We start from the raw sequence: 12,814 nt of genomic DNA on the forward strand, positions 1-12,814 counted from the left end.
AGGCCTCCAGCAGCCATTCGAACCGCTCACCGGTGAGAGGGGAAGTGGCTTACTCCACCTTCTCCTGTACCGACGGATACCTCGACGAGGAATACCTCACGACCAGAATCGAGAATGCCAGCAACAGCACGCCGCCACAGACGTAGATAATCCCCAGATCAGGCGCTTTGTGATGTGACACGTCACTGATCAGCAAGCGGATCAACGCGGTCACCCCGATGTAGAGCAAGAACCGCAGGGGCATGTGGTTGGTCTTGAAATAAATCCCGACCATCGCGCCCAATTCGAGGTAGATGAACAACAGCAAAATATCATCCACGGCGATGTATTCCTGCCCGAGCATGCCGATGAAGGCTTTAATCGCGGCGTAAGCGGTAACCGCGCCAATGCCGAACAGCGCCAGATAATGAAACGCTTCAACGGCCAAATTGCCCAGGCTGTTGGCGCCGCCATGAAGCTTCGCCCGCATTCGATCCGCCCATCTCACACCACCCATCCCTCACCCCCCCTGGCCAAACCAAAAATGTTCATAACGAGCGCTGCGATTCAACGCAGCAGTGGATCTGACGACGCAGGGCTATGGCCGCGTTGATGTTCACGATGTACTTCCTTGAGTAACCCGGACCGGATGATGCGCCGTGCGCATGACGGTTTGCTCCTGCGCAGCCTGGCTGTAGGCAAGCATTAATAGGGCCATCGGCTAAGGTTGAGAACGTGACCAGATGTCGCAAGGCCGCCCCTGGCAAAAAAAGTGAGCGCGCACCCCCTACCCAAGCGGAGGCGATTCACCTATGCTGCGCACTGTATAAATAAACAGTAAAAAAGACGGAGCACGCTGTCTTTGCATCATCCGTCGGCCGAAGCGTTGAGCGCCCGGGCTGATCCCTTACAACTCTGGAAATGACGACGAGGCCAACAATGGCTGTTGAAACCCTTTACCGCAGTACCCGTGATTTGGAGACTACGTTCGTGGACCGCAAACTCGCCGATGCCCATGATCAGATGCTGGAACTGGCAGAGCTGCTCACCGATGTGTTGATGAAGAACGTCGCTGGCCTCTCCGAAAAACACGCAGAAGACGCCAGTATTTTCATGGCGAAAAACCGGGCTGTCTTCGCTGCCGCTTTCAAGAGCAATGCCCTGGCCCTCAACGAGCTGGCACCCGCGGCGGAGCAGGCAGAGTAATCAGGCTCGCGACTTGGGCTTCGGCAAGCTGAATGCAGGTTTGCCACGAAAGCGATTCACCCCATGTCCAGCAGCCGCTCTGCCAGCTCATCTGCCACCCGCGCGGGTGAGCGCTTTTCAGCTTGCGCATGGGCGAAGACCTCGGTTAGCCGCGTGCCGATCTGAGACAGATGCGCAGTGATGGTGCCCGGGCTTTGCCCCTGATGATGCAGCGCGACATAAATCAGGCCGCCGGAATTGATCACGTAATCAGGGGCATAAAGAATGCCCCGAGCTTCCAGTTGGTCGGCGATCGCGGCGCAGCTCAGCTGGTTATTGGCGCCACCCGCGACTGCGGCGCAACGCAACTTGGTCACACTGTGGCTGTTGAGCACGCCGCCCAGCCCGCACGGCGCAAGGATGTCGCAAGGCGTGCTGAGGAGCGCTTCGCTGGCAATCGGCTTGGCGCCCAATTGCTCCATGGCGCGCTGCACCTTGCCGCTGTCCAGATCCGCCACCAACAACTCGGCGCCCGCCGCATGCAGCTGCTCGGCGAGCGCGTAACCCACATGCCCCAACCCCTGAATCGCCACGCGCAAACCTTCGAGATTGTCGCTGCCCAGTCTTGCCATGGCCGTTGTGCGGATCCCCGCGTACAGACCCAGCGCGGTGTGCGCAGACGGATCGCCGACCGCCGTGGTGCTGGTGACATGCTGGGTGAATTGGGCAATGCAGTCCATGTCCTCCCTGGAAGTGCCGCTGTCCATAGCCGTGACATAACGTCCGTCGAGGGTCTGCACGAATCGCCCGAACGCCTCGAACAAGGCAGCCCGATCAGGCACGTGGGCCGGACGCATGATTACCGCCGTTCCACCGCCCAGTGACAACCCGGCGAGCACGGCTTTGTAACTCATGTTCCTTGCCAGCTGAATGGCGTCCTCGATGGCGCTCTCTTCGTTTGGATAGGAGAGGTAGCGACAGCCCCCCATCGCCGGACCTTTCTGGCTGCTGTGGATCGCGATCACCGCCTTAAGGCCGGTACGCGGCTCGACCATCATGTGCAGTGATTGCACGCGTGAGCTTTGCATGAGAGCGAACATGGGCAATGCTCCCCTTTTTCGTACTGGCGAGTATAGGCGCTGATTGAAAAAAAGAAGGCCGGCCCGGGCGGATCCGGACGACGGACTGCCGTTCAACGCGTGCGATGAATCAACGCTGGACGAAGGCGGCGGCCAGGGCTAAAACAGAGCCATCCGTTAATTCTTCTCAGCCGTCTTATCTCTGCCGGAGAAGTCGATGAATCCGCGCCAGCAATGCATTGCCTGTCTAGAACGAAACCCGCCGTCTACCTTTGAAGCCGCTTCGTGGATCGCCACAGAGCACGACGGTCAGGTTGAGTTCCAGATCATCCGAGACCAGCTCACCGCTCTGGAACGCAGCGTCAGCGCGGCGCTTCCTTTGTTGCCGGCCGCAGAGCTTGCCCAGCCATTGCTGCGGCAACTGGCGACGTTGGGATTTCAGCAGGACGATGCTGCTCAGCCCAAACCCCAGGCTGCCTTGATTCACAAGATCCTTGAACGTCGTCGCGGCCAACCTCTGGGGCTGGCGCTGATTGCGCTGGAAATCGCGCGGCGTCTGGAGATCCCGCTCGAGGGCGTTAACTTCCCCGGACACTTCTTGCTGCGTGTTCCCGGTGCCGACCATACGCTGGACCCTTGCGGCGGACGCAGGCTTTACCCGAAGGATTGTCGTGAGTTGTTGCTGCGCCAGTTCGGCGCGGACATGCAGCTCAAGGCCGAGCACATGAAAACGGCGACGCCTGCGGCGATGCTTCAGCGGCTGTCGCGAAACCTGCGGTATCTGCATCAGCTGAACGACGATTTGCTCGCCGCACTCAAGGACGCGACCCGCGTGATGGAACTGGGCCAGGCCAACACCAGCGATTACCTCGCCCGTGCCAGCCTGTACCAGCATCTGGATTGCCCGCAGGCCGAACGTTTCGACCTGGAGCATGCGTTGTTATTGACCGATGACCCGGTGCAGAAGCTGCGCCTGACGCAGCGTTTGCAATCCTTGCCCAGCGGGCGCGCAATCCACTAACCGGCCTGGGCTGCCAGTTTTTTTACCGCCCACTGACCGACTTTGATTACCAGCCCCTGATCATGGGTGAGGACTGTCTTGACGCCGGCGCCTGCCGTTATTGATCCAAAGACCGCGGTTCCAAAAAACCAGGAGGCGGTCGCGCGGTCTCCGTCATGATAGGCGAGCAAGCCTCGTTGTATATCAATGGCTGTGTGAAGCGCCGTCCATGCGAGCGCTGTGCCGGGGAACGGCATCAGCAGCGCGGAGCCGAGTAACCTTACAACTGAATAAATCTTCTCGGCCCAGCGCTCCGTCGTACTTTTGGTCTGAGCATCGACATCGGCAATGATGCGGCTGATCTGGTCGTCATACAGATCATGGATGTCCATGATTCGATCGGTGTTCTGGTGCTCCCTGTTCTCAATGTTGATCCACTGATCCGGGAGGTTGCGGTCAATGGCATCGAAACGAGCCTCCACACTTGGCTGCCCTTTGTAGGGAACACGAAGGTAGTAATAGCGGCGCATCTCGGGCGAGCGCATAAGGTCCACGTAATCGGTCAGCTTTCGGAAACTGACGCCATCGGGAGCATCGGGTGTGTATAACAGATTGAAGTCGCCATCCGAGGAGCTGAAGTCCCGGAGCATGTAAACGCCTTGAACGATGTAACCGGCGTAGCGAAACATGGAGGCGCTGCTGCGCTTGATACGCTGTTGCAGCCCTGCGTTTTTGTCGAGCACCTGTTTATCCAGCGAAACAATTAACTGCACCAACCATTGGTATTGCGCGGTGGATAAATTGCCTTTCAAGAACTCCCGCATCGCTCCTGAGCGCATATCAAACTGCAAACGCCTGCCGAACAATGCCCTGCGATAGCGGTACTGCTCGTGAGAGGCGTCGAGGAATTCCTTCCGGATCCACTGGATGTAGCGCTCACCCAACGCTGCGTCCCGCAGCGACTTGTCCACGTGTTGGACGAAGTACAAGGGGAGTGCCATGAGGTCCTGACCCACCGAGGAGTACATCGGTGCCGCAGGAGTGAAAGCGTAATGATCGGAAAAACCCTCCATGAACAGGCTGGTCAAGGACCTCAGCCGGGTGTACGCACTGAAGTCCGGGTTTGCGACGTAGGCAGCATTGTCCAGATCCACGAAGATCGTATCGGTGTCGACGCGCTCGTCGATACCCTGGCTAGTGATGTAATCATTGAGCAGCTTGCTGCCTTCGCGCCTGGCGAACTGTTCGAAAGACACCATCGCCTGCGTTGTGTGCACAAAAGCCTTGTTCAGTTCGCTGACCCGGTGGTCAAGCAATGCAAGGGCGCCACGGTTCGCATTCGCAGTGTCCATGGTGAACCCCAACAGGTCGGCGTCATCCCGCGTCAGCGCCCGCTCGACCTTATGGCGAATTGCATCTGAGAGCCGCTCTTCGAAGTTACCCCCGTTCAGCTCCTCGAACACGACACTGGACTCACCCCACAAGGTGCCCTTGCGACGCACTTTTTCCAGGAAGTCGGAATGGTCAGCCTCGGCGGTCAAGGCAGTCTGGTCCAGCACATAGTTGCCGCCCGCATCAGTCGCCAGCCAGCTACCGACTTCAAAGGACAACTGGCGCCATGAGTTGAACCCGAACATATCCTGGCCGCCCGGCGCACCAGGTGCGTAAAGAACGTAATGATCGTCGCCTGCCGCTTCCTGTTTACGGAACACCAACAGATCTTTGAACCGCACGCCATTGACGGCCAGTTTCAGGCTGCCCAACGTCATCACCGCACCGTCTTGAATAATGTCAGCTCGCACCAGATGAATAAGGTCCTGGCTTCGGTCGTCCACCAGATGGCCTTGAAGCGAAGCCGCCCAGGCGCTCAGTGCCAAAGCGGCGTCTCGCCTGTGGGTCAGGGCTCGCAGGGTCTGCTCATGGGTAAGCCGCGCCCTGAGCTGTTGCCGGTAACGGCGCTGCACATCCAGCTCATCAAGCATTGTCTTCACAAACCCGAATGTGAAAGCAGAGTTTGAATGTGCAGCAGGGATGATCAACTGGCCGGTACCTGAAACTGCCGGCAAGCCGTGCATCGCGAACTCAAGCAACGACTTGCGATGGTTTATCGAAAAGGTGCCGCCCTGGAGATCGAACTCGTCCGGCAGACTGATCGTTATTTGCTGCGCGTCGACCGAATAGCCTAAATGTTTGCGCACGTAGCGATCGATCTCATCACGGGCAAACACCTCCAACGATTCCAGCCCCTCAAGCAGCGCATCAACTGCACGCTTGCGCTTGCTGTACTGGCTGTCTAGCTTGGCATAGTACTCGCGCTTGTCGGGGTCTGCGTTTTTCAGCCATTGGGGTTGAGCAAGGTCCTCGGCACGCACCGAAAGGCTCCTGAATCGGTCCCCCATCGCTTCATCGACATGAGCGCACACCTGCACTTCACTGACTTTCTTCAAAAAGGCGTGGTAGCCGTCGCTGTTTACTCTGGCCTGTTGCACCAGGAACTCGAAGTCCATGGCCTGCTTGTTACGAAGTACCTGTACGTGGCAGTGCAGCATTGGCTCGACACAGGGTTCGTAATCAAGATCGTCGTTGCCGACAACATGATTTTCGGGCAATCCCGCAAGATCCGATAAATAAAGGCTTTTGAGCAATGGCTTCAGTCTCGGTGTTCCGGACAGTCGCCGGGCCAGTTGACTGTTAAGTTCAGAAAAAGACTCATACCGTTCAACTCCGCCTGCGGCCATGACCAGATAACATGGGCCCACGGCATGACGTGCATCGCCAGCATTTTCATCCTGTGCGACCGCGAAGACTGAGAGCAGCGGTGCTGTCTTTTCTCCCGGCAGATGCAGCGATATCTTGAACAGCCCGCCAGTGGGTTGGTGCTCCAATATATTCAGCAGTCGTCTTTTATCCCCGTCGTTGAGTCGCCGCTCAATGAACTGAAACTCGATGTCATGCTTGAGTGCCGAATGATGATGCCCACTGACGATTTCGTGGCGCGCTGCGTTCTTTCCACCGGCCGGGGACGGCGCATCGCTGTCCCATGCCCAGGCGAGCGCCGCGTGATAAGCCCCGAGAAACCGTGCCAGCACCTGTCCAAAAATGCTTTTGATCGTGATGAAATCTTTTTCTGCCACCAGGTACTGTGGCTCGGTGCTGTCGTGGCGGTAACACAGGACCTGGAGATCTTGGTCGAAAGCGCTAACCCCCAACGCCATCGCCTGGATCAGGGCATCAGTAAGCGAAGATGAGCTTTGCACCGTTCCGGACACGGACGCGGTGTTCAAAAAAATAATGTCCGGATTCCACACTGATACATTACCGCGCATGAAGCTTGAAAGGCGGTTAAAAGCAACGTCCCGAAGTGAAGGGATGTTGTGCAGTACCGAGGAACATTGCGAGCACGCTGCCGTAAAAGCGAGAAGGTGATGGGTGGCGGCGTGGGGCTGAGCGGCAGCCCCTTGTATATTGGGGTGAATTACAGCAGATAGATCATTCATGGATACAGCTCCGATAAAGAACAGTCACGCCCATCGGCATCCAGCCGATAGGTACAACGCGAGCAGTTCGAGAGCTCTATTTCAGCCGTTTGCCAAGCGTCATAAGCGGTACATAATGCTTGGCTCACAATGCTGGACCGACGCGGCTTGCAGGAAATGAACCCCGTATCAGACTGGCGAGGGTCTTATCCTACTGTTGCAATGTCAGTAACACTGCATATCGGAAATCGAGCTGTTTGCGCCCTCCAGAAACACCTATGCTTTGCGCATTCGAAGTTGCATAAATTTGAAGTCTGATTAATAGCCAGTCTTCTTGATTTCTGAAGTATTTCCCCGACGTTGTTTTTTTCAGCTCCTGAATTCAACGTTTTGTTTAAGCCGCTGCGATTGCAGCGGCTTTTTTTTGCGTCGGGGGTCAAGTGACGATTCGGAAGGCCCTTCTGTTTGCGATGGTCCATCCTTCCCTCCCAACAACAAAGCTCAGAAAAATCCCACAGCATTTCTAGCGACATTCCTACGCAATGTTCTGTTTAAACATTAGTCATCGGCGAGGTGGAGACACCGCGCGACGATACCCAACAATAAATGGCTAATGGAGCTCTAACATGTTCAAGAAAAAAACGACTTCACTGATCCTGGCGGCAAGCCTGGTGTCGCTTGCTGGTGTAACTGCAGCGCAACCTGCTGCAAGCACGATGAATTTCTGCACCAAGATTTCAGGCGCTATCCCGGCCGGCACCGTAAACCCGGGTGAGCAACAGGTTATCTATGGGCCGTACACGGTCACATGCGGGACCACTTCCCATCACTTCAATGTGACAGGCGCTTCAGGACAAGTACCTGTGTTTGTCCAACAGCTTCAAGGGGGAAGTTGGTCGTCGGTGACGGGTAAAACGTACGATCCATCAGGCTTGTTCGGCGCTGGCACATTCCGGCTGGTAATCGATAACGTACAAAGTCCTGTGCCAACCCGTTACTCAGGGAGTTACGTCGTCCCCATGTAACAGCTGAAGGCCAGGGACACATCGGTTGTGCCCCTGGCTCCGCACTCACATACCTCAGGCGCGAATATTCACCAATGAGCGCTCGCGAGGACGCTTTGCATGTTCCTCCAGCGCCATCAGCACAGAAACCGCGGTGTTCAAATCCACCACGGCGCCTTTCGCCATTTCATTGCCTCGCTTGATAGCGCCCTGCAGTCGAACGAAGTGGTCGGTGAAAAATTCATACGCATTGACCTCCTTGTCGATATTGATTTCTTTCCCCAGCGCATCGAACTCGACATTGATGCCGCCCATAGTGCCAATAAGGTCTCCATCAATAATTCCTTGCTCGGCCAGTAGAACGCCGATGTCCCTCAGTTGCCTGTTACTGGTCTTACGCGGATCAAATCCAGCCAGATTGATGTTCAAGCCCTCCAGCTTTTTAACATCAGGAATACTCTTGTCTGCCCAGTACTGACGCACCTTCTGCTTTACCGCTTCCTCTTGAGGATTCAGGCCGGAGCGCACGTTAAATTGCTTGTCAGGGACAGCGCTGTATACCCTCAGCCTCTCCTGCACTTTGCTCAAATTGCCAATCATAAAACCTCCTGAAAATCGGTTGATCCTCAGGAGTGTCGGGCAACCCATGGCGGGGTTTAGGCTGAAAAAGTGAAGACGGAATCATTGCCAGATTCAGAGACGGTTCCTACCTCGCGGCAAGTAACCTTCCTACAAAAACGGCCAGTTCGATCGCCCGAACTGGCCGCTTATTGATCAAAGACCGATCAGCCAAATTTCTGCAAATTGGCCATCATTTCCTTGAGCGCTTCGACGTTGTCGGCGGGGTGCACGGCGTCGCTGAAGTCACTGATGGTCTGCCACTGCGCCGCGACGTCTTCCGGTGAGAAGCCGGTGTGTGGGTTGAAGCCAGCGCCCAGGCTGCGCTCCCAGCGGACTTTGCCGATCCAGCCGCCCCCCACCTCATATAATCCGGCGCTGTCCTGGCACTGCTCGCTGCCCAGATACACCACCAGTGGGCTGACCAGCTCGGGCTTGAGCAGATCGAACACACTGGCCGGAATCAGGCCTTCGGTCATGCGTGTGCCGCCGGTAGGGGCGATGGCGTTGACGAGGATGTTGCTCTTGCGCCCTTCAACCGCGAGCGTGCGCGTCAACCCGTACAGGCCGAGCTTGGCCATGCCGTAGTTGGCCTGACCGAAGTTGCCGTAAATGCCGGATGTGGACGAGGTGAAGATAATGCGGCCGTAGTTCTGGTCCCGCAGGTGCGGCCAGGCAGCGCGACTAACTTTGTAGGCGCCTTCGACATGGACGCGGTAAACCAGCTCCCAGTCGGCGTCTTCCATTTTGGCGAAGCTTTTGTCGCGCAGAATGCCGGCGTTGTTGACAACCACATCAACGCGGCCGAATGCATCGAGAGCGTTCTGGACGATCTTGTCGCCGTCGGTAACCGAATCATGATTGGCAACCGCCTCGCCGCCCGCTTCACGGATTTCCGCGACCACCCGATCCGCGGCCGAGGCATTGGCGCCTTCGCCATGGGCGGAGCCGCCGAGATCGTTGACGATCACGCGCGCGCCGTGTTGCGCGAACAACAATGCGTGGGCTCGCCCCAATCCGCCGCCCGCACCGGTGACGATCACCACTTTGTCTTCAAAACGTACGGACTCGCTCATGTTGCTCTCCCCAATGATGAAGCCGGCTCTGCACCCACTGCCCTGGATTTATCAGGGGCAAGCAGACGCAGAACCGGGCGTAATGGTCATCGAGTGTCAACGACTCGGGGCCGGGTCACAATCAACACGGGACACGCTGAATGGTGGTCGATAACGCCAAGGGATGGCCTGGTCGTTGCCCGGTCTCGCAACTGAGTCGTTAACGGGAGGTCGCGGCGACGGTGCCGCCAACCGCTTGGTTAGCTCCGAGCACGAAGCTTGCCATTCAAGCGTTCAGGTGCCCGATAAACTCCGCCAGCCACGGCTCGGCATCGCTTTCCGGGGTCACGGTCTCGCTGGCGTCCAGACGCAGCATCTCCTGCACCTCACGGATCCCCAGTTCGCCGAACAGCTCGCGCATCAATTCGCCGCCTGCACAAAACGTATCGCCGTAACTCGCGTCGCCCAAGGCGATCACGCCGCCAGGCAGCCCCCGCCATGCAGCAGGCAGTGCGTCGCGGATCTGATGATAGAGCGGTTGAATGTTGTCCGGCAGCTCGCCCATCCCGGTGGTCGAGCTGACTGCCAGCAGGGCTTGGGGTGCAAAGGCTTGCAAATCGGCAAGGCTGGCGCGTGGATTGAACAGCACCTCGTGCCCTGCATCCTTGATGATCTGTTGGGCGTGGCGGGCGACCTCTTCAGCCGAGCCATACACGGAGCCCGCAATAATCGCGACTTTCATGGGTTAATCCTGTGACGGGTAAAATCGTGCAGCATTATGCCTCAGCTCGGCGCGATGTCCTGGACTCCCGACCTTGCGCGGCCAAAGGACACGCCAGGGACGGGCGCGGCGTTGATGCAAATGACTTTCAACGATGCTGGAAATTTCCTGTCCGATCTTTATTGCCTGTACTACTTTCAGACCGGCACTCCAATTATCACGATGCAACAGCCATACGCCCGGCGGAAAGGGGTCGAGTTAAATGCCGGACGGGTGCAAGCTCGGCTGGAGAATGAAATCCTGAAGGGGTAACATCTTGCAACTGACGAACGGTCGCAACCAAAAAGCGAACCATCTGTCTGCTCTTTCAATAACCGGTTAATCGAGCTTGACCATGCAGCGCGACAATATCCTCACGCCGGATGAACTGGAGTTCATCCAGAACATGCAGCACAACCCCACGCTGAATTTGCGCGACAAATCCAGCAGTCTGGTGGTTAACGGCGGCGTGCAGATTCAGGATCTGCTGACCCGTCTGGCTGCCCATGAGCAAGTCACGATTCAGGCCCAGTTCGATAATCAGCAAATGACCTTCCCGCTGCATCTGGTGGAAGACGAATTTCATGCGCTGCATCTGGAGCTGGGAGCGCCCAGCATCTTCGAGGAAGGCCCGCGCATTCGCCCATGGCGTCTGACCCTGCCTGAGCCGGTGCCGCTGGAGACCGAAAAGGGCTCGCTCACCGCACTCTGGGTTCATGAAATCTCGTTCAAGGGCATACTGCTGGAGATGCGCAAGCAGACCAAGCCTCCGAAGTCATTCGCCGCGTGGTTCACGCCCCAGGGCTACGCGCCAATCGCCTTGCGTGGCACCTTCGAACGCCTGAACCATCATGGTCTCGCGGCGTATCGGTTGAGTCAGAACAGTAAGGAAGACACTGAACGTCTGCGTCAGTACATTCTTCAGGAACACCGCAAGATCCACCCCTCGATGCACCTCTAGGATTGCCTGATCCGGCGATCCTTCTCGGCATCCTCTTCCTTCCGACAAACACCTCTGGCTTTATCGCAGGTTTCAGGAATAATCCTTGCTTGCTTTTCCAAGTGAAGCTGACGCGTCGCCACCACCCCGGCGCCACGTCATGTGATTTCCCTACCCGGGAACCTCACGTGTTTATCGGAGATACACAATGTCTACCTCACCCGTCACGCTGATGGTTGCCCGTCGCGTCGCCCATGGCCGCTATCAGGAACTGATTGCCTGGCTGCATGAAGGCGAACAACTCGCTACAGACTTCCCCGGCTATCTAGGGTCAGGCGTGCTCGCTCCGCCGCCCGGGGATGACGAATTCCAGATTATTTTCCGCTTCGCCGACGAAGCCACCATGCACGCCTGGGAGCATTCTGCTTCCCGACGCTCCTGGCTGGTGCGCGGCAGCGGTCTGTTTGCCAACAATTCCGTGCACCGCGTGAGTGGCATCGACGGCTGGTTCGGCGCCGTCGGTCAGCGCCCGCCGCGCTGGAAGCAAGCCGTTGCCATCTGGCTGGCGTTCTTTCCGGTGTCGCTGATCTTCAACTTCGTGCTGGGCCCGCTGCTCAGTCAGCTGGATTTGTTCCCGCGCATCATGATCAGCACCTTGATCCTCACGCCATTGATGGTGTTCTGGTTCATCCCGCTGTCGACCCATCTATTGGCGGGTTGGCTGCACAGCAACACGCCTGTTCAGGTCAGCGGGACAGAGCCGGCCTCAACGCGCTAGCTGCCGGCACCTGACACTCTTCAGGCGCGCCCACACCGACCTGCGATGAAGTGTCGCAGCGGAGGGCCTATCAATAAAACATGTACATCTTTCCGTGCTTGTACAAGTATCTGCCGTTGGGTTAACTTTGCCCGACGGTCGTTTTCGATGGCGCAATGCGAGCATGCCTGTTCGCCCTTCAGCACCGATTCGCCCGACCTCTCTCCCCGTTGATGAATGCGTGACGACCATGGCCTGCTCCCCTGCCCCTGTCTTGATCACTGGTGCCAGCCAGCGCGTCGGCCTGTATTGCGCCGAGCGTCTGTTGGCGGAAGGCCAGCCGGTTATCATCACCTACCGCAACGAGCGGCCGGGCGTGCAGCGTTTGCAGGGGCTGGGCGCGGTGGTGATTCAGGCTGACTTTTCGTCGCAGACGAGCGTGCTGGATTTCATCGCCCGACTCAAAGAGCGGACGGACAGTCTCAGGGCCATCGTACACAACGCGTCCGACTGGCTGGCCGAGACGCCGGCGGACGAGGCGGATGTGTTCATGCAAATGTTCAATGTCCACATGCTGGCGCCCTACCTCATCAATCTGCACTGCGCCGACTTGTTGCGGCGCTCGGAGACGGCCGACATTATTCACATCAGCGACGACGTCACGCGCAAGGGCAGCAGCAAGCACATCGCTTACAGCGCCAGCAAGGCAGGCCTGGAAAACCTGACCCTGTCCTTCGCAGCCCGTTATGCGCCTCATATCAAGGTCAACGGTATCGCTCCGGCCATGCTGATGTTTCAACCCGACGACGACGCGGCATATCGCGCACGCACACTGGAGAAATCGGCGCTGGGGATCGAACCCGGCGCCGAGGTGATTTACCAGAGCGTGCGCTATCTGCTGGATAACACGTACGTCACCGGCACCACTCTGACCGTAAACGGCGGACGGCACGTCAAGTAA

General features: G+C 57.6%; 13 protein-coding genes. 7 read left to right on the top strand and 6 right to left on the bottom strand.

Going from position 1 to position 12,814, the window contains the following annotated elements; translation table 11 throughout:
- Nucleotides 1–49: 49 nt before the first annotated feature.
- Nucleotides 50–469 (bottom strand): phosphate-starvation-inducible protein PsiE, encoded by a 420-nt coding sequence (locus L4G42_RS22325; RefSeq protein WP_419789398.1) that lies wholly within the window; start codon nucleotides 467–469, stop codon nucleotides 50–52.
- 449 nt (nucleotides 470–918) lie between these two features.
- On the opposite strand from L4G42_RS22325, the gene L4G42_RS22330 reads away from it, so the two are divergent.
- Entirely contained in the window at nucleotides 919–1,185 is a 267-nt protein-coding gene (locus L4G42_RS22330) for a YebG family protein (protein WP_065991884.1), read from the top strand.
- A gap of 56 nt (nucleotides 1,186–1,241) precedes the next feature.
- Here L4G42_RS22330 and L4G42_RS22335 read toward each other — a convergent pair whose 3' ends face one another.
- On the bottom strand, nucleotides 1,242–2,264 hold the full coding sequence (locus L4G42_RS22335) for a Glu/Leu/Phe/Val dehydrogenase family protein (protein ID WP_237250647.1): 1,023 nt from the start codon (nucleotides 2,262–2,264) through the stop codon (nucleotides 1,242–1,244).
- Between the two features lie 196 nt (nucleotides 2,265–2,460).
- Between L4G42_RS22335 and L4G42_RS22340 the strand changes: the two genes are divergently transcribed.
- A complete protein-coding gene (locus tag L4G42_RS22340) occupies nucleotides 2,461–3,264 on the top strand; it encodes a SirB1 family protein (protein WP_237250646.1) in 804 nt (267 codons plus the stop codon).
- On the opposite strand, the gene L4G42_RS22345 is transcribed toward L4G42_RS22340, so the two are convergent.
- Nucleotides 3,261–6,740: a dermonecrotic toxin domain-containing protein gene (locus tag L4G42_RS22345; RefSeq protein WP_237259964.1), complete on the bottom strand. Its 3,480-nt coding sequence runs from the start codon at nucleotides 6,738–6,740 to the stop codon at nucleotides 3,261–3,263. The two genes, L4G42_RS22340 and L4G42_RS22345, sit on opposite strands and share 4 nt — an antisense overlap.
- Before the next feature lie 605 nt (nucleotides 6,741–7,345).
- On the opposite strand from L4G42_RS22345, the gene L4G42_RS22350 reads away from it, so the two are divergent.
- Complete coding sequence (locus tag L4G42_RS22350) at nucleotides 7,346–7,744, top strand: hypothetical protein (RefSeq protein WP_237261214.1); 399 nt, start codon at nucleotides 7,346–7,348, stop codon at nucleotides 7,742–7,744.
- 54 nt (nucleotides 7,745–7,798) lie between these two features.
- On the opposite strand, the gene L4G42_RS22355 is transcribed toward L4G42_RS22350, so the two are convergent.
- The 3 genes from L4G42_RS22355 to L4G42_RS22365 form a co-directional block, all read right to left on the bottom strand.
- On the bottom strand, nucleotides 7,799–8,323 hold the full coding sequence (locus L4G42_RS22355; RefSeq protein ID WP_237250643.1) for a hypothetical protein: 525 nt from the start codon (nucleotides 8,321–8,323) through the stop codon (nucleotides 7,799–7,801).
- Nucleotides 8,324–8,508: 185 nt separating this feature from the next.
- Complete coding sequence (locus tag L4G42_RS22360; RefSeq protein ID WP_237250642.1) at nucleotides 8,509–9,417, bottom strand: SDR family oxidoreductase; 909 nt, start codon at nucleotides 9,415–9,417, stop codon at nucleotides 8,509–8,511.
- A 265-nt stretch (nucleotides 9,418–9,682) separates the two neighbouring features.
- Nucleotides 9,683–10,138 (bottom strand): flavodoxin, encoded by a 456-nt coding sequence (locus L4G42_RS22365; protein WP_237250641.1) that lies wholly within the window; start codon nucleotides 10,136–10,138, stop codon nucleotides 9,683–9,685.
- A gap of 36 nt (nucleotides 10,139–10,174) precedes the next feature.
- Between L4G42_RS22365 and L4G42_RS22370 the strand changes: the two genes are divergently transcribed.
- The 4 genes from L4G42_RS22370 to folM all read left to right on the top strand — a co-directional run bounded on the left by L4G42_RS22370 (nucleotide 10,175) and on the right by folM (nucleotide 12,814).
- On the top strand, nucleotides 10,175–10,429 hold the full coding sequence (locus L4G42_RS22370) for a hypothetical protein (RefSeq protein WP_237250640.1): 255 nt from the start codon (nucleotides 10,175–10,177) through the stop codon (nucleotides 10,427–10,429).
- Nucleotides 10,430–10,511: 82 nt separating this feature from the next.
- On the top strand, nucleotides 10,512–11,117 hold the full coding sequence (locus L4G42_RS22375; RefSeq protein ID WP_237250639.1) for a hypothetical protein: 606 nt from the start codon (nucleotides 10,512–10,514) through the stop codon (nucleotides 11,115–11,117).
- Between the two features lie 187 nt (nucleotides 11,118–11,304).
- Nucleotides 11,305–11,874 (top strand): antibiotic biosynthesis monooxygenase, encoded by a 570-nt coding sequence (locus tag L4G42_RS22380; protein ID WP_237250638.1) that lies wholly within the window; start codon nucleotides 11,305–11,307, stop codon nucleotides 11,872–11,874.
- 229 nt (nucleotides 11,875–12,103) lie between these two features.
- On the top strand, nucleotides 12,104–12,814 hold the full coding sequence (gene folM, locus L4G42_RS22385; RefSeq protein WP_237250802.1) for a dihydromonapterin reductase: 711 nt from the start codon (nucleotides 12,104–12,106) through the stop codon (nucleotides 12,812–12,814).

Origin of the sequence: Pseudomonas petrae (assembly GCF_021728295.1) — a bacterium.
In the GTDB taxonomy this organism is placed as follows: Bacteria; Pseudomonadota; Gammaproteobacteria; order Pseudomonadales; family Pseudomonadaceae; genus Aquipseudomonas; species Aquipseudomonas petrae.